Origin of the sequence: Pseudomonas koreensis (assembly GCF_012986595.1) — a bacterium.
GTDB classification, from domain to species: Bacteria; Pseudomonadota; Gammaproteobacteria; order Pseudomonadales; family Pseudomonadaceae; genus Aquipseudomonas; species Aquipseudomonas koreensis.
Window position 1 is genome coordinate 50,218 of the sequence record NZ_JAAQYM010000006.1, and the last position, 26,713, is coordinate 76,930.

General features: G+C 61.3%; 24 protein-coding genes. 11 read left to right on the forward strand and 13 right to left on the reverse strand.

The window, feature by feature from the left end; all coding sequences use genetic code 11:
* The first annotated feature begins 36 nt into the window (after positions 1-36).
* Positions 37-1,059 carry a GlxA family transcriptional regulator gene (locus HBN98_RS19025; RefSeq protein WP_083369281.1) on the forward strand — a complete coding sequence of 341 codons (1,023 nt, stop codon included), beginning with the start codon at positions 37-39 and terminating at the stop codon, positions 1,057-1,059.
* Between the two features lie 27 nt (positions 1,060-1,086).
* Here HBN98_RS19025 and HBN98_RS19030 read toward each other — a convergent pair whose 3' ends face one another.
* Positions 1,087-2,142 carry an alpha/beta fold hydrolase gene (locus HBN98_RS19030; protein ID WP_083369280.1) on the reverse strand — a complete coding sequence of 352 codons (1,056 nt, stop codon included), beginning with the start codon at positions 2,140-2,142 and terminating at the stop codon, positions 1,087-1,089.
* A gap of 302 nt (positions 2,143-2,444) precedes the next feature.
* Here HBN98_RS19030 and HBN98_RS19035 point away from each other — a divergent pair, with 302 nt between their 5' ends.
* Complete coding sequence (locus HBN98_RS19035; protein ID WP_083369279.1) at positions 2,445-2,858, forward strand: cupin domain-containing protein; 414 nt, start codon at positions 2,445-2,447, stop codon at positions 2,856-2,858.
* A gap of 5 nt (positions 2,859-2,863) precedes the next feature.
* Here HBN98_RS19035 and HBN98_RS19040 read toward each other — a convergent pair whose 3' ends face one another.
* Together HBN98_RS19040 and HBN98_RS19045 are read right to left on the reverse strand one after the other, a co-directional pair.
* Positions 2,864-3,883, reverse strand: coding sequence for an AraC family transcriptional regulator (locus HBN98_RS19040; RefSeq protein WP_083369278.1), 1,020 nt, complete (start codon positions 3,881-3,883; stop codon positions 2,864-2,866).
* Between the two features lie 88 nt (positions 3,884-3,971).
* Positions 3,972-4,667: an SDR family NAD(P)-dependent oxidoreductase gene (locus HBN98_RS19045; RefSeq protein WP_083369277.1), complete on the reverse strand. Its 696-nt coding sequence runs from the start codon at positions 4,665-4,667 to the stop codon at positions 3,972-3,974.
* A gap of 427 nt (positions 4,668-5,094) precedes the next feature.
* Between HBN98_RS19045 and HBN98_RS19050 the strand changes: the two genes are divergently transcribed.
* Positions 5,095-6,594, forward strand: a complete 1,500-nt coding sequence (locus HBN98_RS19050; RefSeq protein ID WP_083369451.1) for a GGDEF domain-containing protein — start codon at positions 5,095-5,097, stop codon at positions 6,592-6,594.
* A 59-nt stretch (positions 6,595-6,653) separates the two neighbouring features.
* Here HBN98_RS19050 and HBN98_RS19055 read toward each other — a convergent pair whose 3' ends face one another.
* The 4 genes from HBN98_RS19055 to HBN98_RS19070 form a co-directional block, all read right to left on the reverse strand.
* The gene (locus HBN98_RS19055; protein ID WP_083369276.1) at positions 6,654-7,652 is read right to left on the reverse strand and encodes an NADP-dependent oxidoreductase; all 999 of its coding nucleotides are present in this window, start codon (positions 7,650-7,652) and stop codon (positions 6,654-6,656) included.
* Between the two features lie 46 nt (positions 7,653-7,698).
* On the reverse strand, positions 7,699-8,568 hold the full coding sequence (locus tag HBN98_RS19060) for an alpha/beta fold hydrolase (RefSeq protein ID WP_083369275.1): 870 nt from the start codon (positions 8,566-8,568) through the stop codon (positions 7,699-7,701).
* 82 nt (positions 8,569-8,650) lie between these two features.
* A complete protein-coding gene (locus HBN98_RS19065; RefSeq protein WP_083369274.1) occupies positions 8,651-9,439 on the reverse strand; it encodes an SDR family NAD(P)-dependent oxidoreductase in 789 nt (262 codons plus the stop codon).
* Positions 9,440-9,478: 39 nt separating this feature from the next.
* A complete protein-coding gene (locus tag HBN98_RS19070) occupies positions 9,479-10,573 on the reverse strand; it encodes an alkene reductase (RefSeq protein WP_083369273.1) in 1,095 nt (364 codons plus the stop codon).
* A gap of 149 nt (positions 10,574-10,722) precedes the next feature.
* On the opposite strand from HBN98_RS19070, the gene HBN98_RS19075 reads away from it, so the two are divergent.
* On the forward strand, positions 10,723-11,310 hold the full coding sequence (locus HBN98_RS19075) for a TetR/AcrR family transcriptional regulator (RefSeq protein ID WP_083369272.1): 588 nt from the start codon (positions 10,723-10,725) through the stop codon (positions 11,308-11,310).
* Between the two features lie 9 nt (positions 11,311-11,319).
* Here the strand turns inward: HBN98_RS19075 and HBN98_RS19080 are convergent, their stop codons facing one another.
* The 5 genes from HBN98_RS19080 to HBN98_RS19100 all read right to left on the reverse strand — a co-directional run bounded on the left by HBN98_RS19080 (position 11,320) and on the right by HBN98_RS19100 (position 17,423).
* Positions 11,320-12,324 carry an XdhC family protein gene (locus tag HBN98_RS19080; protein WP_083369271.1) on the reverse strand — a complete coding sequence of 335 codons (1,005 nt, stop codon included), beginning with the start codon at positions 12,322-12,324 and terminating at the stop codon, positions 11,320-11,322.
* 12 nt (positions 12,325-12,336) lie between these two features.
* A complete protein-coding gene (locus HBN98_RS19085) occupies positions 12,337-13,689 on the reverse strand; it encodes a c-type cytochrome (RefSeq protein ID WP_083369270.1) in 1,353 nt (450 codons plus the stop codon).
* Positions 13,690-13,706: 17 nt separating this feature from the next.
* Positions 13,707-15,959, reverse strand: a complete 2,253-nt coding sequence (locus HBN98_RS19090; RefSeq protein WP_083369269.1) for a xanthine dehydrogenase family protein molybdopterin-binding subunit — start codon at positions 15,957-15,959, stop codon at positions 13,707-13,709.
* Positions 15,959-16,414 (reverse strand): (2Fe-2S)-binding protein, encoded by a 456-nt coding sequence (locus HBN98_RS19095; RefSeq protein WP_064587334.1) that lies wholly within the window; start codon positions 16,412-16,414, stop codon positions 15,959-15,961. Before HBN98_RS19095 ends, HBN98_RS19090 begins: the two co-directional genes overlap by 1 nt.
* Positions 16,415-16,490: 76 nt before the next feature.
* Positions 16,491-17,423, reverse strand: a complete 933-nt coding sequence (locus tag HBN98_RS19100; RefSeq protein WP_083369268.1) for an AraC family transcriptional regulator — start codon at positions 17,421-17,423, stop codon at positions 16,491-16,493.
* 309 nt (positions 17,424-17,732) lie between these two features.
* Here HBN98_RS19100 and HBN98_RS19105 point away from each other — a divergent pair, with 309 nt between their 5' ends.
* The 3 genes from HBN98_RS19105 to HBN98_RS19115 all read left to right on the forward strand — a co-directional run bounded on the left by HBN98_RS19105 (position 17,733) and on the right by HBN98_RS19115 (position 19,895).
* Positions 17,733-18,929, forward strand: a complete 1,197-nt coding sequence (locus tag HBN98_RS19105; protein WP_083369267.1) for an MFS transporter — start codon at positions 17,733-17,735, stop codon at positions 18,927-18,929.
* Positions 18,930-19,025: 96 nt separating this feature from the next.
* On the forward strand, positions 19,026-19,247 hold the full coding sequence (locus HBN98_RS19110) for a hypothetical protein (protein ID WP_083369266.1): 222 nt from the start codon (positions 19,026-19,028) through the stop codon (positions 19,245-19,247).
* 216 nt (positions 19,248-19,463) lie between these two features.
* Positions 19,464-19,895 (forward strand): bleomycin resistance protein, encoded by a 432-nt coding sequence (locus HBN98_RS19115; protein ID WP_083369265.1) that lies wholly within the window; start codon positions 19,464-19,466, stop codon positions 19,893-19,895.
* A gap of 215 nt (positions 19,896-20,110) precedes the next feature.
* Here the strand turns inward: HBN98_RS19115 and HBN98_RS19120 are convergent, their stop codons facing one another.
* Positions 20,111-20,650, reverse strand: a complete 540-nt coding sequence (locus HBN98_RS19120; protein ID WP_083369264.1) for a GAF domain-containing protein — start codon at positions 20,648-20,650, stop codon at positions 20,111-20,113.
* A gap of 418 nt (positions 20,651-21,068) precedes the next feature.
* Between HBN98_RS19120 and HBN98_RS19125 the strand changes: the two genes are divergently transcribed.
* From HBN98_RS19125 to HBN98_RS19140, 4 genes are all read left to right on the forward strand, one after another.
* On the forward strand, positions 21,069-21,614 hold the full coding sequence (locus HBN98_RS19125; protein ID WP_064587339.1) for a fimbrial protein: 546 nt from the start codon (positions 21,069-21,071) through the stop codon (positions 21,612-21,614).
* A 70-nt stretch (positions 21,615-21,684) separates the two neighbouring features.
* Positions 21,685-22,425: a fimbrial biogenesis chaperone gene (locus HBN98_RS19130; RefSeq protein WP_083369263.1), complete on the forward strand. Its 741-nt coding sequence runs from the start codon at positions 21,685-21,687 to the stop codon at positions 22,423-22,425.
* A 40-nt stretch (positions 22,426-22,465) separates the two neighbouring features.
* A complete protein-coding gene (locus HBN98_RS19135) occupies positions 22,466-25,063 on the forward strand; it encodes a fimbria/pilus outer membrane usher protein (RefSeq protein WP_083369262.1) in 2,598 nt (865 codons plus the stop codon).
* Positions 25,060-26,160 carry a fimbrial protein gene (locus HBN98_RS19140; RefSeq protein ID WP_083369261.1) on the forward strand — a complete coding sequence of 367 codons (1,101 nt, stop codon included), beginning with the start codon at positions 25,060-25,062 and terminating at the stop codon, positions 26,158-26,160. The genes HBN98_RS19135 and HBN98_RS19140 overlap by 4 nt, the downstream gene beginning before the upstream one ends.
* The last annotated feature ends 553 nt before the right edge of the window (positions 26,161-26,713 follow it).

A 26,713-nucleotide genomic window follows, 5' to 3' on the forward strand; every position in this document is an offset into this window, starting at 1 on the left:
CATCGAGCCAACTATCGGCGGATAACAACATGACCGATGGGCCAGACCTTGATCGAACGACGTCAATTCAGCGGAGGCATGAAGGGCAAAAACCTTCGCTATCTGAATGAGCAAGCCGCCGAGACCCGCATCACCCGCAGCGGTTTTCTGTTGCTGGAGCACTTTTCGCTGCCGGCCTTCACCCAGGCGCTGGATACGATCATCACTGCTAACCTGCTGCGCGCCGGGCTCTTTACGTCGCGCACGTTTGGTCTGGGCGAGGGTGAGGTGATCAGCGATCTGGGGCTGGTGATTCGTCCGGATGCGCAAATTGATTTGGCCTGTCTGGCGGAGCTGGATTTGCTGGTGGTGTGCGGCGGCTACCGCACCGAGTTGAAGGCAAACGAGGGATTGATCAGCCTGCTGCGTTGCGCCGCAGAGCGCGGCCTCAGTCTGGCCGGGTTGTGGAACGGTGCGTGGTTTCTCGGCCGCGCCGGACTGCTCGATGGCTATCGTTGCGCGATCCACCCGGAACATCGTCCGGCGCTGACGGAAATTGCCAAGTCCACTCAGGTCAGCAGCGAACCTTATGTGATCGATCGCGACCGGCTTACGGCATCCAGTCCGTCCGGGGCTTTTCACATGGCGCTGGACTGGATCAAAGGCTTGCACGGCAAAGCGCTGGTCGAAGGCATCGAGGATATTCTGGCGTTCGAGGAATCGCGCTATCGGCGGATCAAGCCGGACGAAAACCTCTGCGTCAGTGCACCGTTGCGCGAGGTGGTCAAACTGATGGACGCCAACCTCGAAGAGCCGCTGGAACTGGAGCAACTGGCGGTGTACGCCGGCCGCTCGCGACGGCAACTGGAGCGCCTGTTCAAGGAGCAACTGGGCACCACCCCGCAACGCTATTACCTGGAACTGCGCATTACCGAAGCCCGGCGCCTGTTGCAGCACACCGAGCTGTCGCAGATGGACGTGCTGGTGGCGTGCGGTTTTGTCTCGCCAAGCCACTTCAGCAAATGCTACAGCGCGTTTTTCGGCTATCGGCCGTCCAAGGAAAAGCGCTTGGTCAAATAGCCCCAGCCGCCGCGTGTGCCGCTGGCCTCAGAGCTGATCGGCATCAATCACCGCCTGAGCAAACGCCTGCGGATCTTCCTGCGGCAGGTTGTGGCCGATGCCGCCGTTGATCAGCCGGAACTGATACTTGCCGGTGAAACGCTTGGCGTAATCCTCCGGCGCCGGGTGCGGTGCGCCGTTGGCATCGCCCTCAAGAGTGATGGTCGGCACGCTGATCGACGGTGCGCTGGCGAGTTTTTGCTCCAGCGCTGCGTATTTCGCTTCGCCCTGCACCAGACCCAGACGCCAGCGGTAGTTGAACACGGTGATCTCGACGTGATCGGGGTTTTCCAGCGCCTTGGCGCTGCGCTCGAACGTCGCGTCATCGAACGCCCATTTTGGCGAGGCGAGCTGCCAGATCAGTTTGGCGAAGTCGTGGGTGTTCTTGCGGTAGCCGTCGCGGCCACGCTCGGTGGCGAAGTAGAACTGATACCACCACTGCCATTCAGCCTTGGGCGGCAGCGGATTCTGTCCGGCGGCCTGATTGCCGATCAAGTAGCCGCTGACCGACACCAGCGCCTTGACCCGCTCCGGCCACAGTGCCGAGACGATGTCCGCCGAGCGTGCGCCCCAGTCGTAGCCGCCGAGCACGGCTTGCTGGATGTGCAGGGCATCCATGAAGTCGATGACGTCGCTGGCCAGCGCCGCCGGCTGGCCATTGCGCAGGGTTTGCTCCGAGAGAAAATGCGTGTCGCCATAACCCCGGGCGTACGGCATCAACACCCGATAGCCCTTGGCGGCGAGCAACGGCGCCACCGCGTCGTAACTGTGAATGTCGTACGGCCAGCCGTGCAGCAAAATCACCACCGGACCTTGCGCCGGACCGGTTTCGGCGTACGCCACGTCCAGTAACCCGGCCTTCACATGCTTGAGCGGGCCGAACGGCGAGGGCGCTGAATATGTTGCGGTTTGCTCGCTGGATTCAGGTGGCGCGGCGCTGGCTGTTTGCATCTGAGCAATGGCAGCCGCGCCAACCCATGCGAGGGCCAGAATCGAGCGGCGTTGAGCTTTAACGGTTGTGCGGTTGTTCACGGCGATCTTCATGGTGATGTCTCCTTGGCGAGCCTTGATGGGGAAGGTGCTGCAACCCGTGCAGGCATTTGAACGCCGGGACGTATCTGGCCCATGTCGAAAAAACGCCGGGACTCAAGCGCATGTATCGGCGGGGCGTTTTCATACACTGTGATACACGGTCGATCCGCTGGCGGCGTCGCTTTGTACCGCCGTGTATCCGGCGCCGGGCGCGGTACACGCCGAGACCAAACGCCCGGCGCCTGACACATCGCCGCTACACGCCGCCCGCACAGTCGTGGCCTTCACACCACGACTGTCGAGAGGGCTCTACCATGCAACGCACATTGATTCTGGCCACTGTGGCCGCACTGGTTTCATTCACCGGCCTGGCGCAGGCGGCGGACGCTCAGGCCATGAGCTGGCAGCAAGGCCTGAGCCGTACCGATCTGATTCGTCAGGACCTGGGCGCGGCCGATCGCGAAGTGATACAGGCGCGCATCGATTTCGAACCGGGGGTGACTGCGCCACGGCATGCGCATCCGGGTGTCGAGGTGGCGTACGTGATCAGCGGAACCCTGGAATATCAACTTGAGGGCCGGCCGGCGGTGACCCTCAAGGCCGGGGATTCGCTGTTCATCCCGGCAGGCGTTGCGCATGTGGCGAAAAACGTCGGCAGCGATAAGGGCGTCGAACTGGCGACCTATGTCGTCAACAAGGGGCAAGCGTTGTTGCAGTTGAAACCGTAAGCGGCTTATCGGGCCCGCAGCAACTTGCGGTAATCCACCGGCGAGATCCCGCGCGCCTGGCGGAAGGAGTGGCTGAACGAGCTTGCCTGCGAGTAACCCAGCATCAGGGCGATGTTCATGATGCTGGTGTCGGTGCGGCGCAAGTAATGGTCGGCCAGTTCCATGCGCATGGTTTCCAGCACCTGATTGAAGTTTTCGCCTTCGGCGGCCAGTTTGCGTTGCAAGGTACGCGGCGAAATCGCCAACTGCCGGGCCAGGCTTTTCAGGCTGAAATCGCCGGACGGCAACTGTTCGGTGAGCAGCGCACGCAAGCGGTCGGTCACGGAAAACGCCGGGTACGACAGGCACAACTGCCAATCGGCTTCCAGCAGCATGCTGCGATGCATGCGCGGATCGGCGCCATGGATCCGTGCCGAGAGTGTCGATTCGGCGAACACCAGCGCGTTGCTCCCGGCCTCGAACTGCACCGGACAACCGAAAAAGTGTTCGTACAGCGCCGGCTCGCCGACAGCGGCATGCCTCATTCGCACTTCCAGCATCGGTTGGTTGCTGGCGATCAACCAGCGCCCGAATGCCGCCCAGCCAACCATCAAGGCTTCCTGGTGCAGGGCACAGTAAGGTTCCAGTTCATTGGTGCGCTGATCTTCGAGGGTCACGCGGCCGTCGCCGATGACGATCCGGGTCTGGCTGGAAGGACTGTCGTAAACGATCTTGCCGAACCGCAGGATCATGTTCAGCGACTCGCCCAAGTTCGCGCTGGTCATCAGCACATAACCCAGCACGCCGTAGGTGCCGGGGCGCACCGCCGCGCCGACCAGCAGACCGAAATGCGCCAGGTTGCTGCTGCAGGCCGCCAGTTCCAGCAGGGCGCGCAGTTGCTTCATGGGGATGCGCACGATCGAGTCGGACAACTGCTCGCGTGACAGTCCGGTCTGGTGCAACAGCCAGTCGCCATCGCAGCCGTGTTGTTCGGCGACATCAAGGACGTGGTTAACGAAGGCAGCGCTGGAAGTGGCGGGTCGCATGGGGGGAGGGGAAGTCCGGTAATCCGGTGATCTTGCTTTTCCGAAAGGTGAAGGAAGCGACGTCGCCAGGCACGCGGCGTCAATAGGCCTACATGCGACCGACCACCGGAATGCCGGTGCCGGTGACCGCCGAAGCTTGTTCCGAGATCAGAAACAGAATGACCGCCGCCAACTGGGCCGGGGTGACCCAGCGCTGATGTTCGGCGTCGGGCATGGCCTCGCGGTTTTGCGGGGTGTCGAGAATGCTGGGCAGCACGGCATTGACGGTGATGCTCATGTCCTTGAGCTCTTCGGCCAGGCTTTCGGTCAGGCGCAGTACGCTGGATTTCGACGCGGCATAGGCGCCCATGCCCAACCCGGCTTTTGCCGCCATGCTCGCACCGATATTGACGATGCGCCCCGCCGAGGACTGCAGGAGTAACGGCAGCAGGGTTTTGCTGGCGTTCAATGCCGTTCGAAGGTTCAGCGTGTAGAGCCGGTCCCAGGCTTCTATCGTGCCGCCGAGCAACGGCTCCCACGCATAGCCGCCCGCGCTGTTGACCAGTGCATCGAGGCGGCCGAAATAGCGGTTGATCTGCCGGGCGACCTCCTGGCAATCGGCGAGGGACGCCAGATCAATGCCGGACAGAACCAGTCGATTGTGCGAACTGGGCAGCCCGATCCTTGCCTGATCGATCAGCACCAGATCTGCGCCCTGGGCTGCGGCCATGTCCGCCAGGGTCTCGCCGAGATTCCCCAGGGCGCCGGTAATCGCCACAACGCGCCGTGAGAGTGACTGAGTCATCAAGAGTCCTTTCCTTTTTCAGGGCGCATACTCTAATGATATCGGTGGCCCATGGCATGCTTTTGGATGTCAACTTGTTGTGCAAAAGTGCCAAAATTTTTTGCCTGGAGAAACGCGTGCAAAGGGTCGTTAAACAGGCGTCAGAAAGTTGGCTTTGGCGCGATGCCGAAACTTCAGCAAGTGCCGTTCAATGGGGTTTCAGCGGAATCTGCCGAAGGTCGATCAAGTGTCGATTCGAAACGGTGCTGAAAGCCTGGCGATAGTTTGGGCTGGCATGCTTGCCGTACTTTTTCCCACTGCATAATCTGTTGCTGCAGCGTTTAACGGCTGCTTGTATCCTTGCGCGCGACAAGGACAGGCGGCTGCAGCCATTGAGTCAATCATGAGTCGCTGGAACGGAAAACCGGACTTTCCCAAAGGTAGTGATGTGAAGCGTGATACTCATCTGGTAGTGCTGCTGTTGGCGGTGATCGGTTGTTCCCTGGCGTCATTGACGGTATGGAAAGTGCTGGCCGCTCGTGAGCGGGCACTGGAAGAAATCAACGTCCATGGCTTGAACCTGACCCAGGCGCTGGCGACGTATTCCGAAGGCATCGTCCGTCAGAGTTCGCTGCTGTTGCTCGGCTTCGTCGAGCGCCTGGAAACCGAAGGCAGCGGTCCGGCGCAGATTGAACGGCTGAGGGCCTTGGTCAGTCGTCAGGAGCCGCTGATGCCACAGCTCAGTGGCATCACCATTTACGATCGTCAGGGCCGCTGGTTGATGTCTTCCAACCGGCCGATTCCCGCCGGCGCGAACAGCAGTGATCGCGTCTATTTCATCCATCACCGCGACGACCCTTCCCGCGAAACCTTTATCGGTCCGCCGATCCAGAGCCGCTCGAATCAGGAGTGGGTGATTACCGTCAGCCGCCGTTTCAACGATGCGCAGGGCGAGTTTGCCGGCGTGGTGGCAGTCACCCTCGGGGTGGAAAACTTCCTGCGCCTGTTTGGCAAGATCGACGTCGGTCAGGAAGGCGCCATCGGCTTGTCCTACACCGACGGCACGTTGCTGGTGCGCTATCCGTTCCGCGAGCAGGACATGGGGCGCAACTTTTCCAAGTCACCGATCTATGCCAAGTATCTGGTTGATCGTTCTGTCGGCACCGCGTCGTTCACCTCCAGCCTGGATGGCGTGGAGCGGCTTTATGCCTTCCGCAAGAGTGATCGGCTGCCCCTGATCACCACCGTCGCCCTCGGCAAGCGCGAGGCCCTCGCCGCGTGGCGTCTGGAGGCGTGGCTGTCGGCAGTGGTGGTGACCGGGCTGTTGGGACTGACCGGGCTGATCGGCTGGTTTCTGATTCTGGATATCCGCCGGCGCACCCGAGCCGAAGACCAGTTGCGCGGCACTCAGCAGCAGTTGCTCTCATCCAATCGGCAACTTGAACTGCTCGCGATGAAGGACGCCCTGACGGGGCTGGCCAACCGTCGCTGCTTTGACCAGAGCCTCGCCATGGAAGCGCGGCGCGCACAACGTGACGGCACGACGCTGGCGTTGCTGATGATCGATATCGACTATTTCAAGCTGTTTAACGACTCGTTCGGACACGTTGCCGGCGATGCCTGCCTGCAAACCGTGGGCAAGCTCCTCGGGGAATGCGTGCGACGCCCGTCAGATCTCGTGGCGCGCTACGGCGGCGAGGAAATGGGCGTGATCATGCCGGACACCGACAGTGACGGTGCGGCGGTGGTGGCGCAGCTCATTCTCGACCGCCTGAAGCAAGCGAACATCGCGCACACCGCCAGCCCGTACGGACGCCTGAGTGTCAGCATCGGCATCGCGACGGCCTCGGGCGCGCAACTGGAACGCTTGCAAGGGTTGATCGAGGTCGCGGATCAGGCGCTGTATGACGCCAAGGCGCGGGGGCGTGATCAGTTTGTGAAGGGATGACTGATTGATACGGCGCATCAACGACCTGTGTGCCTTGCCACACACTTTCCCCTGCTTCGTCATTTGATCGTGAGGACGACCTTGCCCTTGGCGCGTCCCTGTTCGACGTATTTCAGCGCCTCTGCCGTAGATTCAAGGGGGAAGGTGCGGTCAATCACCGGTTTGATGATTCCCGCCTCGACGAGCGTGCTGATTTGTTGCAGTTGATCGCCGTTGGCGCGCATGAATACGAAGGCGTAGCTGACGTCGAGCTTGCGTGCCTTGCGCCGAATACTCAGGCTCAACAGGCGCATGACTTGCTGCAATGGCCAGGATAACCCTTGCTCTTGGGCGAATTGCGTGGTGGGTGGCCCCGAGATTGAAATCAGCTGACCACCGGGCTTGAGCACTTGCAGTGATTTCTCAAGGACGTCGACGCCGAGGCTGTTCAACACCACATCGTAGTCGTGCAAGACACTTTCGAAAGGCTGCTGTTTATAGTCGATGACCACGTCAGCCCCTAACGCCTTGACCCATTCGACATTCGCGGTGCTGGTGGTTGTGGCGACAAAGGCACCGAGGTATTTAGCGAGCTGAATGGCAACGCTGCCGACGCCGCCGGATCCGGCATGAATCAACACCTTCTGGCCCTTTTGCAGGCGGGCGGTGTCGACCAGCACCTGCCAGGCGGTCAGTGCCACCAAGGGCAGGGAAGCCGCTTGCGCCATGCTGGTATTGGCCGGTTTCAGGGCGATCGCGTGCTCGTGCACGGCAATCAATTCGGCGAACGTGCCGATCCGCGTTTGCGGCGGGCGGGCGTACACCTCGTCTCCCGGTTGGAAACGTGTCACCTTCGATCCCACCTCAATCACCACGCCAGCCAGATCGTTGCCCAGAATCAGTGGTAACGAGTAGGGCAGGATCAGCTTGAATTCGCCTGCGCTGATTTTCGAGTCCAGTACGTTGACGCTGCTGGCATGGACCTCGACCAATACGTCGTGAGGACCCACGGCGGGAGCGGGCACTTCGCCCAGGCGCCCGGGATGTTTGCCATAGCGATCAATCAGAAATGCTTTCATCGGGGGGCGACTCTTGTTGGTTATCAGGAGGGTAGCCGGTGCGTGGTCAGGCATCGAGGAACGCCTGTGCCTTGGCCACAAAGTCTGTGTGATGCTGGAAAATCCCGCCGTGCCCGGCGTCCTCATACATCACCAGATCTGCGTTGGGGATACGCTTGGCCAGCTCAAACGAATTGACGCTGGGCACCATGATGTCGTTGTCGCCGTTGACGATCAGTGTCGGCGTGCGCAAATGCCCGAGGTCTTGCGGCACCTGCTGGCCCCACGCGGTGATGGCTTTCAATTGGCGCAGGAAAGCGCGGGGTGTCGGGCCCTTGTCGCGATCTTTTTTGCGTGCTTGCAGGCGTTGCAAATACTGCGTAGCAGATCGACGGCCATTGGCTGATGAAGTGAAGAACAGGTAGAACTTGGGATCGCGCAGGGTCAGCAAGCCTTTGAGGATCAATGGCCACGACACCACCCCGACCTTGTCGATACCCGTGCCCCCGGCGGGTCCGGTGCCGGTCAGAATCAAGCGGCGCACCCGGTCAGGCGCCTTCAGGGCGAGCTCTTGAGCGACGAAGCCGCCGAGGGAGAAACCCAACACATCAACGGTTTTCAGGCCTAGCGCCTGGATCAGCCGGATGGCATCGTCGGCCATTTCGCCAACGGTCAGTGGCGCGGCTCCACCCGAGCCGCCGATGCCGCGATAGTCGGTGGTAATGACACGTCGGGTTTGCGCCAGGCCATCGATGATCGCGGGGTCGAAGTTGTCCAGCACCGCGCCCCAATGGTTGAACAGTACGAGCGGCACGCCGGAATGTGGACCAATGTCGCGATAGGCAAAGCGAACGCCGTTGATCGTGATCGACTGGTTTGCGGCATTGATGAACGATGTCGGCGAACCCGAAGGGGAATTTGTCTGTATTGAATTCATGGCTACTCCGGACAACGGATCGGATTCGATGCAGTGACCTGCGCCTGCATCGAATCCACCGTGAGTGCTCGCTACCAGAAAATCACTGTGGGTTCTGATAGCGCTGGGCAACCGCTGACTGGCGGATTTGCCCCAGCAGGCCCTGACGTGAGCTTTGCAGGTCTTCCCAGCGTTGCGCTTCGTGCAGCGGCGGGATGGTCACCGGTTCGCGACGATCAAAACCGACCAGTGCGGCATCCACCAGATCGCCCACTTCCATGATTTCGCTCAAGGTATTGATGTCGACGCCGGAGCGATCCCAGATCTCTGTGCGGGTCGCCGCCGGCAGCACCGCCTGGACGTAGACGCCTTGAGGCGACAGTTCCAGGCTCAGCCCCTGGGACAGGAACAATACGAATGCTTTGGTCGCACCGTAGACGGTCATGCCGAATTCCGGCGCCAGGCCCACCACCGAACCGATGTTGATGATCGCGCCGTCGCCGGCCTTGGCCAGGCGTGGGGCGATGGCGCTGGCGAGCCGCACCAGCGCCGTGGTGTTGAGGGCGACCAGTTGCGCCACGTTGTCGGTGCTTTGATCGACGAAGTTGCCAGACAGCGCGGCGCCGGCGTTATTGACGAGGATGCCAATGCGGGCGTCGTCGCGCAGGCGATTTTCAACGGTGGTCAGATCGCTGAGTCGGGTCAGATCCGCGGGGATGACGTCGACGGCGACTGCGTGTTCGCTGCGCAAGCGCGCGGCCAGTGCGTCCAGGCGCGCCTGATCGCGGGCGACCAGGACCAGATCGTGGCCGCGTTGCGCGAAACGCTCGGCGTAGACCGCGCCGATGCCGGTGGAGGCGCCGGTGACAAGAACAGTAGAGCGAGTGGTCATGGGGTATCTCTCTTTCAGGATGTGAGAAACAGAACGCGCTCAGTTGGCGCCCGATTCAGCCAGTGTCGGGTAGTCGATATAACCTGCTGCACCGCCGCCATAGAGGGTGGCGGGATTGAACGCGGACAGCGGCGCGCCATGCTTGAGACGCTCCACCAGATCCGGGTTGCCAATAAACGGGCGACCGAAGGCGATCAGGTCGGCCTGGTCTTCAGCGAGTGTCGAGGTCGCTAGGTCCAGGTCGTAGCCGTTGTTGGCGATATAGGTATTTTTGAAGCGCTGGCGCAGGGCGCCGAAATCGAAGGGCGCCACGTCACGCGGGCCGCCGGTTGCGCCTTCGACTACGTGCAGGTAAATCACACCGAGGGCGTCGAGTTGCTCGGCGACGTAATCGAATTGCGCCTGCGGATCGCTGCTGGAAACGCCATTGGCCGGCGACACTGGCGACAGGCGCACACCGGTGCGATCCGCGCCGATCTCACTGACCACGGCCGCCGTCACTTCGAGCAGCAGACGCGCACGGTTTTCAATCGAACCGCCGTAAGCATCGGTCCGCAGATTGGCGCTGTCCTTGAGGAATTGATCAAGCAAATAGCCGTTGGCACCGTGAATCTCCACGCCATCAAAGCCGGCAGCGATCGCGTTGGCGGCAGCCTGGCGGAAATCATTGACGATTCCCGGCAGTTCACTGATGTCCAGCGCGCGTGGCTCGGAGACGTCTTCGAAGCGGTTGTTGACGAACACTTTGGTCGCGGCGCGCAGCGCAGAAGGGGCCACGGGGGCGGCGCCGTTTTGTTGCAGGTCAACGTGCGAGACGCGGCCGACATGCCACAGTTGCAGGAAGATTTTTCCGCCCTTGGCATGGACGGCTTCGGTCACTGCACGCCAGCCGTCGATCTGCGCCTGCGTGTAGATCCCGGGGGTGTCCTGATAACCCTGGCCTTGTCGGGAAATCTGCGTGGCCTCGCTGATCAGCAAGCCGGCGCTGGCGCGCTGGCTGTAATAGGTGGCCGCGAATTCGCTGGGGACGAAGCCTTGGCCTGCGCGGTTGCGTGTCAGCGGCGCGAGCACGATACGGTTCGACAGCGAGAGGCTGCCCAGGGTGTAGGGGGTAAACAGAGTCTGATTGGTCATCTGATGAATCTTCCGTGCCCGTTGAGGGAGATCGGTGGTTTGTGTAATTAGGATGATGATCGAAATCTAAACTGTCAACGGTTTTGATTATGGGTAACATCTATGTATCATCGGATGCAGGATTTCCTGGCAGACACGAGGTATTACACGTGAGAGTGACCAAGGCCCAGGCGCAGGCCAATCGAGAGCACATTGTTGAAACAGCCTCGGAGCTGTTCCGTGAGCGCGGCTTTGATGGCGTCGGTGTGGCGGACCTCATGGCGGCCGCCGGTTTCACCCATGGCGGTTTCTACAAACACTTCGGGTCGAAGTCTGACCTGATGGCCGAAGCCTCGGCGTGCAGTCTCGGCAAGTCGCTGACAGGCGCCCAGGCACTCGATGTGCCGGGATTCATCAACGTCTACGTGAACAGAGAACACCGTGACGGACGCGGCAACGGTTGCACCATGGCCGCGTTGGGTGGCGATGCGGCGCGCCAGGCGCACGAGGTGAAAGCCGCATTTGCCGAGGGCATTGAGCACACCCTGCAAACCTTGGGCGAGAAATACCCGACGGGGCCAGATTCCGAGGCGGGTGAGGGGCGCAAGAAGATGATCGACCTGCTGTCGCGTGCGGTCGGCGCGCTTATTCTGTCGCGTGCTTGCCCGGACGATTCCACACTGGCGGACGAGATCCTTGAGGTGTGCCGCGCAGAAATGCTGGCTTCGCTGCCGGCCGATGATGTGGGCGAGGTGTGAATGCGCGGCTCATTCCGCGAGCGCTTTGGCTCTGGCGATTGAAAACGCTTGCGGCAGGCTCGCGCCATTCTTCGCCGCCAGAATCTCGGCCATCACGCTGACCGCGATTTCCGCAGGGGTCTTGCTGCCGATGTAGAGGCCGATCGGCCCGTGCAGGCGCTCGAGTGACGCCTCGGTCTCTCCGAAATGTTCGATCAGGCGTTCGCGGCGCAGCTGGCTGTTGCGTCGCGAGCCGATGGCGCCGATGTAGAACGCCGGGCTGTGCAGCGCTTCGAGCAAGGCCAGATCGTCGAGTTTGGGGTCATGGCTCAAGGCGACGATGCAGGTGCGCAGATCGACCGCGAAGTCGCGGACCACGTCATCCGGCATGCCGACGATGCGCTCCACGCCGTCTACCGCCCAAGTCTCGATGTACTCGGGACGCGGGTCGCAGACCGCCACCTTGAAGCCGTTGAACAACGCCATGGTCGCCAGGTACTCGGCCAACGCACCGGCCCCGATCATCAGCATCCGATAACCCGGCCCCAAGGTATTGAGCATCTGTGTGCCATCGAAGCTGAATTGTTCCGGTGTCGCGGTGGGTTCGAGTGTGACCTGGCCGCTCGCCAACGCCAGGCGCCGGCGCATCAGTTGCCCGGCGTCCAGTTGCGTCAGCAGTTCATCGAGTGACTGCCACGCCGGGTTGAATTCGAGGATCAGTTCAAGCGTGCCGCCGCAGGGCAAGCCGAATCGATGCGCTTCATCGGCGCTGACGCCATAGCGCACCACTTGCGGTGCGCTGTCGCAAAAACCGCTGCCGCCATGGGCGGTGGTGTAGCGATGGATCAGATCGTCTTCGATGCAGCCGCCGGACACGCTACCCACCACGCGACCGTCGTCACGCAAGGCCATCATCGACCCCGTCGGGCGCGGTGACGAACCCCAGGTGCGCGCCACTGTGGCGAGCAGCACACGCTCGCCGGCGGCAAGCCAGTCCCGCGCTGTGCGCAGGACCAGCAAGTCGATACTTTCCATCAGGTTCTCCTCTTAACGCATCTGCAGGATGATCGGGCTGCTGCTGGCCGGATCGGTGTGTTCACGCAACTTGCTCACCGTCTGCGCATCAACCGCAGGGCTCTGATTGCCCCAGGTGCTGCGCATGAAGGTCAGCACCTCGGCGATCTGCTGATCCGACAATTGCTCACGGAAGGCCGGCATGCGATAGGCGTCCGGCACCCCGGCCGCCACCACACGCTGCGAACCGTTGAGGGTGATGTTGATCGCCGAGGCACTTTCCTTGGCCAGTGCAGACGTTGCGCCGGCCAGCGGTGGCATCGATTCGGGCTGACCCTTGCCGTCCAGGCCATGGCACGAGGCGCAGCGCGTCACGTAGGTATGAGCACCGGGCGCGTCCAGACGTTCCGCTGCCGATGCGTTTTGATACTGCCAGGGCGCGCCGTCGCGTTCGCGGTCCCCGGGCAGCGACTTCAGGTAATGCGCGATCGCGGTCAAATCCTCATCGTTCATGAACTGCGTAGAGTTGTTGAACGCCTCGGTCATCGAGCCGTAGACCACTGCGTGTTGATTGCGCCCGGTCTTGAGGAACTGCACGATCTGCGGCTCGCTCCAGCGGCCCAGGCCGGTGTTGTGATCATCGCGCAGGCTCGGTGCGTACCAGCCATCGAGCAAGGCGCCGGCGAGGTACGGCTTGCCGGATTCATCCAGTGCCTTTTCGTTGAACGCCAGGCCGCGCGGAGTATGGCAACTGCCGCAGTGCCCGGCGCCCTGGACGAGGTAGGCGCCGCGGTTCCACAGGGCGTCCTGTGATGGTTTGGCGGCGTAGGGTTCGGCATCGACAAACACGCCGTTCCACAGTGCAATCGGCCAGCGCAGGTTCAACGGCCACGGAATCGCACTCGGGATGTTCGCCTGCTTCACCGGCGCCACGCCTTTCATGAAGAACGCATACAGCGCACGCACGTCGTCATCACTGAGCTTGGCGTAGGACGGGTAGGGCATCGCCGGATACAGGCGGCGACTGTCGGGCGCCACGCCGTGGCGCACCGCCCGGTCGAAGTCCGCCAGGCTGTAGCGACCGATGCCGGTTTGCGTGTCCGGGGTGATATTGGTCGCGTGGATCGCGCCCAGCGGCGTAGCCATTTCCAGGCCACCGGCGAACGGCGCACCGCCCGGCACGCTGTGACAGGCCACGCAATCGCTGAGCCGGGCGACGTATTCGCCACGGGCGACCAGCGCCGGGTCGATGTCGGCCACGGCGATCTGATGGTGTTCAAGGCGCGAGACAGGCTCGCGGGTGACATACCAGGCCAGCAGGCCTGCCGCGACCAGGCATGGCACGGCCAGCCAGCCTGCGGTTCTTGCGAATCGGCTGTTATTCATGGACGCTCCGGCGCTGATCAAGTGAAGGTGTGTCGGCTCATGGGCAGGCTGCGCACCCGCTGACCGGTCAGCGTCGCCACCGCATTGGCGACGGCTGGCGCGACGGCGGGCAGCGGCGGTTCGCCAATGCCGCCCATTTTTTCGCCACTCTCGATGACGCGCACGTGGACGCGAGCCATCCGCGCAGGCGGCAGGATCGGATACAAGTCATAGTTGCGCGCCCGCGGTTTGCCATCCACCCACACGGATTCCTCCACCAGGGTTTGCGACAGCCCCAACGCCACGGCGCCGTTGACCTGCGCTTCGACAATCGCCGGATTGACGATGCTGCCCGGGTCAATCGCCTGCCAGATATCGTGCACCTTGACCTGGCCGTGCTCGATGGACACCTCGGCGATCACCGCCGTCTGGGTGCCGAACGGCGAAGCCATGGCCACGCCGCGCGCACGTTTGCTGCCGTCCTCGGCGGTAAACGGCCCGCGCTTCCAGCCGCCCGACAGCTCACCCACCGCTTGCAGCAACGTGGTCAACCGCTGGTTATCACGCAGCAGATGCAGGCGCAGTTCGAACGGGTCCTTGCCGCCCTTGTCCGCCAGTTCGTCAAGGAACGACTCATAGAAAAAGTCGTTGAGGGAATTGCCCACCGAACGCCAGTAACCAAGCATCGCCGGACCTTTGACGTAGATCTGCGCGATGCGCTTGTTGGCAATCGCGTAGGACTTGCCCGACAACCCTTCAAGCGCCGTCGGGTCGAGCTTCTCACCCTGCTTGCCGGCGAGGGCTTCGGTTGGGCCTTCGGTGGCACTGATCGCCTCGATTGCCAGCGGCCAGCCGTCGTTGTCCAGCGCCGCGCGGAAGTTCACCGCCGCAACCGGACGCAGCACGTCACGCAGGAACTCTTCTTCGCGACTCCAGATCAGTTTGACCGGGCGCCCAACGGCCTTGGACAGGGCGATCGCCTGGGGATACGGACTGGCCGCATCGTAGAGGAAATGCCGACCGAAGAATCCACCCAGCAGCGGTGAATGCAGGGTGATGCGCGACGGGTCCAGCCCCGTGCGTTTGGCGATGTCGGCACGGAACATGTCCGGCGCCTGATTCGGCAACCAGACTTCCAGCGAACCGTCCGGATTGAACCGGGCCAGCGCAGAGGGCGGCTCCAGTTGGCCGTGGTTCAGGTATTGGTTGTGGTAAGTCGCGTCGATCCGGGTCTTGGCGCTCGCCAGAATCGCAGCCACGTCCCCTTCATTTTCATCATCTTTGGCCGGGCCTTTGTCCTCTGCAAGTCGCTTGAGCCAGGCATCGCTGGAAAAATCCGCCGGCATCGGCCGCACCTGGCTGTCTGCGGTGGGTTCCTGCCAGTCGACCTGAATCGCTTCCACTGCTCGCTTTGCATGCCACCAGCGTTCAGCAACCACCGCCACGGCGCCCGGCAGGCGATGCACGGAATGCACGCCTTTCATCGCCTTGACCTGGTCTTCGTTGCGCAGGTTGCCCACCGTCATCCCCAGGCGCGGGGCATGTTGAACGGCGGCGTGCAGCATGTCGTCGACCTTCAGGTCGATGCTGTACAGCGCCTTGCCCGTGGACTTGTCGTAGGCATCGACGCGCTTCACCGGTTTGCCGATCCAGCGGAACTGGCTTGGATCACGCAATTGCACAGAGGCCGGATCGGGAACCGGCAGATCCAGCGCGTGCTCGGCCAGTTCACCGTAGGCCAGCGAACGGCCCGATTTGGCGTGCACGACTTTGCTAGGTTCGGTGCTCAACTCGCTCACCGGCACCCCCAGTTTTTGCGCACCGGCCTGCAGCAGCATGGCGCGGGCGAGGGCGCCGAGGCGGCGCATGACCGGGTAACTCATGCGCACCGACATGCTGCCGCCGGTGATGCGCAGGCCGTTTTCCATCACCACATAAGCTTCACCGGGCGGGGCGGCTTCAACCAGAAAAGTCGCCGGGTCGGCGTCCAGTTCTTCGCCGACAATCTGCGCCATTGCGGTGAACGTGCCTTGTCCGCCTTCCATGAACGGGCAGAGCAGGCGCACGCGATTGTCCGGGCGGATCTCGAGAAACGCCGGGACCTGTGTGCCGCGCTCGGCGCTAGCCGTTGCTGCTGCCGCTTGCACGCGGGTCACCCCCAGCGGCAGACCGAAGCCGAGCACCAGCGCACCGACGGCGGTGCCGGTCAGGAAACGCCGACGCGACAGGTTGACCGGGTCATGCAGAGCCAGCACCGAGGCTTCCTGTGCAGGGTCGATTCGAACGTTCATCATGCCTCTCCCTTGCCGGCCAGCTCATGCACGGCGGCATGAATGGCGTTGTAAGTGCCGCAGCGGCACAGATTGACCATCGCCGCTTCGATCTGCGCATCGCTTGGCTTGGGGTTCTGTTTGAGCAAAGCGGTGGCGGCCATCACCTGCCCGGACTGGCAATAGCCGCACTGCGCGACTTGCAGATCGACCCAGGTCGCGACGACCCGTTTGCCCACGTCATCGGCCTCGATCGCCTCAATCGTGGTGACCTCGCGGCCGACCACACCGGCCACCGGCGTGACGCACGAACGCACCACGTTGCCGTCCACCAGCACCGAACAGGCGCCGCATTGCGCCAGGCCGCAGCCGTATTTGGTACCGGTCATGCCCAAGTCATCGCGGATCACCCACAGCAGGGGCGTATCGGCGTCGGCATCGACCTGATAGGTCTTCTGGTTGATTCGTAGTTCCATGGTTCACCCGCTGATCATCGGTTGACGTGCATTGTTATAAGCGGTGACACGCGGCGAGGCGCATCACGGTTTTTCGTTAGTTCGCGACTGCGCCGGGCGCGTCTGCCTCGAGTGGCTGCCCGCGCATCAGGGCAATGTCACGACTTGGTGCAGTGCCGAACAGGCGGGCATATTCCCGACTGAACTGCGAAGGACTTTCGTAGCCGACCGCAAACGCCGCCCGCGAGACGTCCAGGCGTTCGCTCAGCATCAGCCGCCGGGCCTCGTTCAGCCGCAGCCATTTCTGGTACTGCAAAGGGCTCATGCCGGTGAGCTGACGGAAATGATGGTGAAAGGTCGGCGCGCTCATCTGCACCCGCGCCGCCAGTTCATCGATACGCAGCGCGTCGGTGTAATTGACCTTGAGCCAGTCGATGGCCTTGGCGATGCGATAACCCTGACCGTCCACGGCAATGATCTGCCGCAGCCTGGCGCCCTGATCGGTGTTGAGCAGCCGATAGTGGATTTCCCGCAGGATCAGCGGCGCCAGCACCGGGATCGCCTCGGGTTCATCGAGCAATGCCAGCAGGCGCTCAAGGGCGTCCTCGAGGGCGGATGACAGGCTGCCAATGCCTGCGCCGGTGTTCATCGACGGCTGCCGTTTCGCCGGCAGACCACCCTTGCTGAGGACCTCGGCGAGCATGCCGACATCCAGCTTGAGCACCAGCCCGACGCAGGGGTGTTCGGGGCTGGCACGCAGCACTTCGGAGTTGGCGGGCAGGTCCAGCGACGTGACCAGAAACCGCGCCGGGTCGTAGCAGTAACCCTCGCCACCGACCCACAAACGCTTTTCGCCACGGCCCACCAGAATCAGGCTCGGCTCGATCATGCACACGACCGGGGGCGCCGGCTGGTCGCGCCGAAACAGCGACAGCCCGGGTATGGCCGTGGGGAAGTCACCCGGCACGCTCACGCGCGGGTCTATGTTCAACGCCAAGGGTGATTCAGGGCGCAGAGGGGTATCGATCATGTCGGGTCACTCCTGTTGAACGAACTCTAGTCCGCGCGCGAGATGTTTCCTATCCATCACCCTGCATCCTCAGAGGATCAGGCAAGCATTCAAGAGGAATGCACTAGGGCGGAGGCGGATCGACCGGGAGAATGTGTCGAACTGTTGCAGGAGAGCCCTTGCAAGGAGAGCCCTTACAAATAAAGCCCCTATGCAGACTCAAGCGTGACAATAACGTCCTTTTGGTGATGGACGACGCGACGCAAGCACAGTGAAAAAATGCGCGTCCGAGCCGTTGCCCGGACGCCTCTCGCAATACAGGTAGTTCCAATGACTTCTCTTTCTACAGAAAAACGCGGCTGGAGCGCCGTGCTGGCCATGTCGTTGGCCGCATTTGCCCTGGTCGCTTCAGAGTTCATGCCCGTCAGCCTGCTGACGCCCATTGCCGCAGAACTGCACATCACTGAAGGCCAGGCCGGGCAGGGGATTTCCGTGTCCGGTGCCTTCGCCTTGCTCACCAGCCTGGTGATTGCCGCGGTTGCCGCGCGCGTCGAGCGCAAGAAGCTGCTGCTGTGCCTGACTTTGCTGATGATCGTCTCGGGCACGGTGGTCGCGTTCGCCCCCGGCTACCCGTCATTCATGTTTGGGCGTGCCTTGATCGGCATCGCCATCGGCGGTTTCTGGTCATTGTCGGCGGCGACCGCCATGCGTCTGGTACCACCCGAGCAAGTGTCCCGGGCGCTGGCCATCGTCAATGGCGGGAACGCGCTGGCCACAGTCATCGCCGCGCCGGCGGGCAGCTTTCTCGGCTCGCTGATCGGCTGGCGCGGTGCATTCTTTTGCGTGGTGCCCGTCGCCGCGCTGGCCGCCGTTTGGCTGCTGATCAGCCTGCCGTCCTTCAAGGCCGAAGGCCGGGGCAACAGTGGCAACGCCCTGCGGTTGATGACACGCTGGCCTGTTGCCTTGGGCATGATCGCCGTCAGCGTATTTTTCATGGGCCAGTTCATGCTGTTCACTTACCTGCGCCCGTTTCTTGAAGGCGTCACCGGGGTCAGCGTTACGACGTTGTCGTTCATGCTTCTGGGGCTGGGCCTTGCCGGTTTTATCGGCACCTTCCTGATCGAGCGATTCATCGGCAGCGGTCTCTACCGCACGCTGACGTTGATCCCGCTGATCATGGCGATTATCGCGCTGGCGCTGGTGAACTTCGGTGCCTCGCCACTGCTCACGGCTGTGCTGCTCGGACTGTGGGGGCTGGTCGCCACCGCGGCGCCCGTGGGCTGGTGGACATGGCTGGCGCAGACCCTGCCGGACGACGCCGAAGCCGGAGGCGGGTTGCTGGTGGCCATTGTGCAACTGGCGATCGCCGCAGGGGCTATCGTCGGTGGCCTGGCATTTGACCTGAGCGGTTACAAAGCCACCTTCGAACTGAGTGCGGCGGTATTGGTGCTGGCGTCTGTGTTGGCCTGGCTGGCGGGGCGCCATGCCACTGCAGCTCATCTTGGCGAATCGAACGCCACAGCCTGACCAGGCCATGCCCTCTGTTGCACCGTCAGTCGCCTTCACTGAACACTGCAGACGCGCAGCCCTCTACCGACTCACAACTCACCAGGGCGATAAACCATGAGCGACGGTCGGAAAGAGCAGGCGCTGGTCGCCTGGCAAAAATTACTCGAAACGCCAGAGATCCGCATGGACGCCGAGGATCAGTACGACGAGTTGCTGAAAATGGCCGACTCGATGGAACTGGAAGGGCTGATCAATGCGACTGAATGGCGTCAACTCGTGCAAAAGGCCGGCACGAATTTCGCCCAGACAACAGAGGGGCTTTTGGGGGGGACGTAGAGACTCGCGAACGGAGGGCGCTCAGTTGCTGCTCTTGGCCGCATGGGGGCGCTCGTAAGCGCCAGTAATCGGTCAGAAGCCACCACTCAACATGACTCGATAATTCGCTTCTGACAGTGCATGATTCTGCTCGCTAGAACCCAGGCGTGGCATTGAAGTCAAAAGCGCAAAGCCTGCCCGCCTGCAAAATGAGCCTTGTGAAATGGAATTCATCTCATGTTCGAACGTAATAAACTGGTTCCGGAGTTGATGGTAACCAGCCTGGAGAGCAGCTTGGCTTTTTGGGTCTCTTGCCTGGGGTTCAGAGTGGCTTATCAACGCCCTGAAGACGGATTTGCGTACCTTGATTTAAATGGTGCTCAAGTCATGCTTGAGCAGGTTGATTCGGACGCGGGTCAATGGCTGACCGCGCCTTTGTCTAAGCCGTATGGCAGAGGCATCAACCTACAGATAGACGTTGAGGCAGTTGCACCCATCATGCAAAAACTTGATCAGGCTGGATTTTCTCTCTATCGAGAATGCAAAGACACCTGGTACAGGGCTGAGGACGTAGAAGTTGGCCAGCGTGAATTCATCGTCCAGGATGACGATGGTTATCTCGTCAGGTTGGTAGAGCGACTGGGCGAGCGACCCGCTTGCTCAATCTGAATCTGCACCAAGCCGACCGTCAGTCTTGGGTCAAAAGTCGAGTTGAACAGCCGCAAAGCTGACTCAACAGATCCGCATCACGCCGAAATAGTGCGTGGAGTGATCCAAGCCTCAGGAGAGAGAGTCTGTAAAGGCGTGGTCGCCGTTGTTGCTTCTGAGCGGGTTCTGAGTACACACAAACGACAAGGCCCCGACTATTCAGGGCCTTGTCTTGGTTATTCTGTAACCCGTGAACCGTTCTTGCTGTAGCCGCTGCCGGGCTCTGTCAAATTCGAGTAGAAGATGCAGCCGATCAGTCTGGCGAACAGGCCTAAAGTGTCCGCCAGATCCGGGTCGTCGAATATGACGGCCCTGGAGTCCAAAGCACACAGCGCGCCCCACAGTTGTCCATCGGGAAGGAAAATGGGCGCGCCGGCGTAGCTTTCAATCAAATATTGTTTGACCACCGGACGCGTCGAGAACCTGCCGTCGCGACTGATTTCTGGCACGAAAAGCACTTGGGGATCTCTTCGAAACTCGCTGCACAGCGTGGTCTCGAGTTCCAGTGTGTCGCCGGTGTTGATCCCCAGTTCGATCGGATCGTACGCGGAGCAGACGATCCATTCCGTGTCGGTGAATTTTGCGATCGCCGCAAAGCGCGTCCCGGTCATGCGTGTGACGAGCTGGAGAATATTGGTAGTGGCTTCTATTTCAGCGATAGAGGAACGTTCCTCCGCGCTTAGCAACGCTCTGTGAATGGTGTCACTGAGAGGCATGCATGGTTCTCCGGTAATGAAATGATCGAGCTGGCAACTGCGGAACGCGCTGGAAACTGTCGCTTTGATTCTAAACAAAACGGATTCGTTCACTTGAGCGTTTCCTGATGGCTTGCATAGTGAAGGATGATTGGCGTGACGCTCGAAGCGCCAATACTTGCGTCGTATCTTTGATCACACCGGTGATTGATTGGCGGTGCTATCAGGCAATTTTTCTATAGCCCTCGATCCTTCTGCGCCTCCCGTGGTGTGAAATTTCCTACAAATCGGTGGGAAAGCGCCTACGGGAATCCTCTCTCCAAACGACCAGGATTGTCTCGTCGCCCAGGTAGATGGCTTGTAAATCACGACGCATTCCGCGCCGGACAACCATCCAGACTTACGCGACGGGTTCGTATCTTACTTTTGGAGTTGTCCCATGAATCGCAAAGCTCTCGCTATCGCTGTGCTGGTTGCCGCCTCTGGCGCTCAGTTCGCCAACGCCGCTGACGGCACCATCAATTTCAATGGCGAGTTGGTCAACCAGACCTGCACCATCTCCGTTGACGGCGTGGTTTCACCGGCTGTCGCAACCGTGACCCTGCCAACCATCTCCACGGGTCTGCTGACGACCGCTGGGCAAGTTGAAGGCCAGACCGGTTTCAACATCCAGTTGAGCAGCTGCGTCGGTACCGCGACGACCGCGGCAGCGTTCTTCAACGCCGGTTCGACCGTTGATCCGGTCAGCGGCAACCTGAATAACATGACCGGCACCGCAAACAACGTGCAACTGCAACTGGTTGACCAGCAGGGCGGCGCAGTGATTCAGGCGGGTAACACCAACCAGATCACCAAAACCACGCGCAACACCATCGATGGCACTGGCGCGGCCAACATGCCGTACGCCGTGCAATACATCGCCACTGGCGCAACCACGCCGGGCACCGTGGTCAGCTCCGTGACCTACAACGTCGACTACCAGTAAGCCGATAGCCCTCTGACGTGCCCTGAACCAGGGGGAAGGGCGCGTCAGAGTGCGGCAAAAGAGGTGCGTCATGCGTTACGCAAGTCTGTTTCGAGTCAGTGCAGTGTTGCTGCTGTGCATGCTGATGCATGCGCAAGCCAAGGCCGGTGTGGTGATCACCGGGACGCGTCTGGTGTACCCGGCGAGTCAGAAAGAAGTCACCGTCAAATTGAACAACAACGGCGCGCGTCCCGTGCTGGTGCAGTCGTGGGTCGACAGCGGTGATATCCAGTCGAGCCCTACCAGCTCCAAGTCGCCGTTTGTGCTGTCGCCGCCGGTGTCGCGTATCGACCCGAGCAAAGGCCAAAGCCTGCGCCTGATGTTCACCGGCGCAGCGTTACCAACCAACAAGGAGTCGGTGTTCTGGCTCAACGTGCTGGAAATCCCGCCGAAGGCCGAAGGCCCGACGGATCTGAACATGCTGCAAATGGCTTTCCGTTCACGGATCAAGATTTTCTATCGCCCCGACGGTCTGCCGGGTAATCCCAACGAGGCGATGCAGCAGGTGCAATGGAAAGTCGTGCCGGCGGACAAGGGATTTGCCTTGCAGGCATTCAACCCGAGCGCGTTCCACCTGTCCCAGGTCGAACTGGCCCTGACAGTGGGTACGCAACGTTTCGAGAGCGAGAACGGCATGGTCGGTCCGGGTGAAACCAAGACCTTTGCCTTGCCCACACTCAAGTCGATGCCCGGTGCTGCGGCGCAGGTCGAGTTCAACGCCATCAATGACTACGGCGCTCTGGTGCCATTAAAGCAACCGCTCAAGCCCTGACTTTCCCGCGAACGTTTTTAGCGCACCGCACGAGTAACCTATGAAGACTCTTCCATGCCTGGGCGCATGCCCGCAGGCTCGACCTCGCTTTGCCCTGAATCGGCTGACCGCTCTGGTTCTCCAGACGCTGGCCGGCGTATCAGGTGCGTTCGCCACCCAGGCATGGGCTGAAGACGTGCAGTTCAACGACGCGTTTCTGCCTGAGGATTCGCGCAGCCTCGATCTGGCGGCTTATCAGCAGGGCAACCCGGTGTTGCCCGGCGAATACCGTGCCGACATCGCGGTCAACGGTAAGCTGATGACGCGTCAGGACATCCGCATCAATGCCCAAGCCGATGGCAGCCACCCGACGGTGTGCTTCAGCCGTGGCTTACTGGAATTGATCGGCGTGGATTTTCGGCGCCTGTCCGCTGAAGCCATGGCGAGCGTGGAAAGCGGCGCCTCATGCCTGGATATCGTGCAGTTGATCGAAGGCGCGAGCGCGACGTTTTCGCCTTCCAATCAGCAACTCGACATCAGCATTCCGCAGGTTGCGTTGCGCCGCGACGCGCGTGGTTATGTCAGCCCGGAGTTATGGGATCGCGGCGTGACCGCGGGGACGCTGAGCTACAACTTCAACGCCAACCACAACAAGACCGACAGCGGCAATTACGACTCGGCCTATTTGGGGCTGAATGCCGGGCTGAACATCGGTGACTGGCGTCTGCGCCACAACGGTTCGGCGAGTTGGGACAAGTCCAACGGTCAGAATTATCAGGTGCTCAACACCTACGCCCAGCGCGATGTCACCTCGCTCAAGAGTCAGTTGACGGTGGGCGAAGCCAACACCAGTGGCGAGATTTTCGACACCTTGGCCTATCGCGGTGTGCAACTGGGCACCGACGATCGCATGCTGCCCGAATCCCAGCGCGGCTATGCGCCGGTAATCCGTGGCATCGCCCGCACCAGTGCGCGAGTTGCCGTGCGACAGGCCGGCAATCTGCTGTATGAAACCACGGTGGCGCCGGGCGCCTTCGTGATCGATGACCTGTACTCGACCGGTTATGGCGGCGACCTCGACGTGACCGTCTACGAAGCCGACGGCAGCGAGCAATCGTTCATCGTGCCGTTTGCCTCGACTGCGCAATTGCTGCGTCCGGGGACCTCGCGTTTCAGCGTGACTGCCGGGGAAACCCGCAATAACTATATCGACAGCCAGGCGAAGCTTTTTCAGGGCACCTATCAGCGTGGCCTGAACAATATTTTCACCGGTTACGGTGGATCGCAACTGAGCGACGACTATCGTGCAGCGCTCGGTGGCCTGGCCTTCAGCACGCCGGTCGGGGCGATGGCGGTGGACGTTACTCATGCGCAGGCCGACCTCAAGAGCGGCACCGCCAGTGGCCAGAGTGCGCGGTTGAGCTACAGCAAAAACATCCTCAGCACTGGCAGTAACTTCGCCGTGGCAGCCACCCGTTTTTCCACGGAAAACTACCTGGATTTCAGCAACGCCGTGCAGTTGCTCGATGCCGAGCGCAAAGGCCTCGACACCAGCCTTTACGGCCGCCCGCGCAGTCGTCTGTCGCTGACCGCCAACCAAAGCATGGGCGACTGGGGCCAGGTGGCCTTCAACGGTTTCACCCAAAACTACTGGAACCTGCCGGGGCGCGATGTGCAGTACCAGTTCAGTTACAACAAGCAGCACGGTTCGGTCAGTTATGGCGTCAGCGCCAACCGGGCGCGCATGGGCATGGGCGAGATGGACACCAGCTTGCTGTTTACCGTGAGCATGCCGCTGGAGTTCGGCTCCACGCTCAATCGCCCGCAATTGTCGGCGCGGGTCATGCGTGACACCCATGGCACTTACAGCGAGCAAGCGACGCTCAGCGGCACCGCAGGTGAAGACCGTCAGTACAACTATGGCGTGACGGCCGGCCATGACGGCGCAACTCGCACCAACAGCACCTCGGTCAATGGTCAGTACATCGGCCCCAAAGCCATTGTCGGCGCCACCGTCAGCCGTGGTGAGGGCTACGACAGCCTGTCGCTGAACGCCAGCGGCAGCGTGGTCGCGCACCCGAACGGCGTGACGCTGACCCCGTATCGCGGCGAAACCATGGCGGTCATCACCGCCGAAGGCGCCGAGGGCGCGAAGGTGGTGGGCTTCCCGGGCCTGCGTCTCGATAAGCGTGGCAACGCGGTGGTGCCGTACTTGCGTCCTTACGAGCTGAACGAAGTGGCGATCGATCCGTTGGGCACCGACATGAACGTCGAGTTGAGCGAAACCAGTCAGCAAGTCGCGCCGCGTGCCGGCGCTGTGGTGGCGCTCAAATACGGTACGCAAAACGGTCAAGCGCTGCTGCTCAACGTCACGTTGGCCGACGGCAGCAGCCTGCCATTCGGCGCCAGCGTGGTCGATGACCGTGGCGTGTCGGTCGGGGTGGTCGGGCAGGGCGGGCAGCTCTACGCCCGGGTCAAGGACAACGCGCGCCGACTGTTGATCAGTTGGGGCACTCAGGCCGGTCAGCAATGCGCATTGCCGTTGCCGTCGGTGAAAAGCTCGGGCAAGCAACTGCAGCAAGTGGATGCAGTGTGCGCTGTCGCTCAAACAGATAATCGCGTTGCTTCTGTGAACAGCGCCCAGGAGTACAAGTTATGAAGACAATGCGTTTGATCAAGTCCGGTTTGGCGGTGGCGGTACTTTCATTGATGGCGAGCGCGGCAATGGCTCAGTGTGACTACACCGACGGCACCACCAACATGATCCGCACGCAGCCTTTGTTAGGTGGCAATCTGACCGTTGGACGGGATGTTCCGCTGGGCGCGGAAATCTATCGTCAGACGTTCAATGCGACAACGGTCGTGCGCATCCTCTGTAATGCAGGTATTTACAATATAGAAACCCGGCGCTGGCTTCCGACCACACCGCTGCCATTGTCCAGTTGGGCTGGTTCACCTTGGGGCGGGCATGTGTACCAAACCGGTGTTCCGGGTATTGGGGTTGCATTGTGGTTCAGCGGTACTCCTTTTCCTTCATCGCTCAACTCCACGAACTGCGGTAACGGGACGGCCAATTGCATCGTGTCGATTCAAGCCCCGCTGGCATTCGACTTGTCCTTGATCAAGATTGGTGACGTCTCTCCGGGCACCATTCAGGGTGCGTCGTTACCGACAATGGCTCAGTCGCGGATCAGCAGCAATAGCGTTGAAGTTCAGCGCGTCAACTTCTCCGGCAGCATCAACATCGTCTCGCGCACCTGTTCGACACCCGACGTGTCGGTACCGATGGGCACGTACAGGCTCAACGAATTTTCCGGCAAGAACTCGTTTACGCCGTGGAAGGACTTCTCGATTGCCCTGAACAACTGCCCGGCGTTCCACGGCTATTACCAAGGCACCGGTCCGCGCTGGTTAAGCGACGGCAGCAGCAACAACCTCGACTCGCGCAAGAATAACGTGCTGCAGGTTCGCCTGGATCCGACCCGTGCGGCAATCACACCCAACCTCGGGATCATGAGCCTCAACCCCAGCGCCCCCGGCGAAGATCCGGCGGCTACCGGCGTCGGCCTGCAAGTGGCCGACAGTCATGGCACGCCATTACCGCTGGCCACTTTGCGCGCCAGTGGCATAACACCGCGAGCCGTGGAGGGCGCCAGTTACACCATCCCGCTGAAGGCCCGCTACATCCAGACCGAAGACAGCCTCACCGCCGGTCCAGCCAATGCGACCGCCACTTTTACCATCAATTATTACTGATGAGCCTGTTTGCGTATGGAGGTGTTTAAGCCGTGAATTTCTACTGAGATATCACTGCTGCGCTTTCAAATTTTCTTCAGGTGTGGAAAGGGGGAAGCGGGGAAGGGAGCCGGCGGTGGAGTCTTGGTCCGAGCCGCCGGCAACGAGCATGGTTACTCTACGATGCAAATCCAGCGGTGGTTTTGCCGGTATGGCGCGCGAGTGAAGTGAACATCTGAAACCAGGTTCATGCCTCGCTCTTGGAGCGCTTCGGTCAGTTGTACGAGTGTCTCTGCTTGGATAGTCATTGCTGTCACCTCGTCAGATTTTCTGCGTTCATAATTCTTGACCGAGCGGGCAAGCCGCTAATTCATTTTTTCTACCTGGTCGATTCGTTCAATCCACACCGCAGAGCTCTCACTGACTGTTCCCTTCTTTCAATATTCAGGGCAATGAGGGGCGCCGCGCGATGGACTCAAGCCGCCTCAGAAAGCCGGCATCATTAAATCTGCGTTGCCGTGACCCGGTACAACTTCAGCTGTGTGGCATTGATCGAGCGGCTGATCTTGTCAGC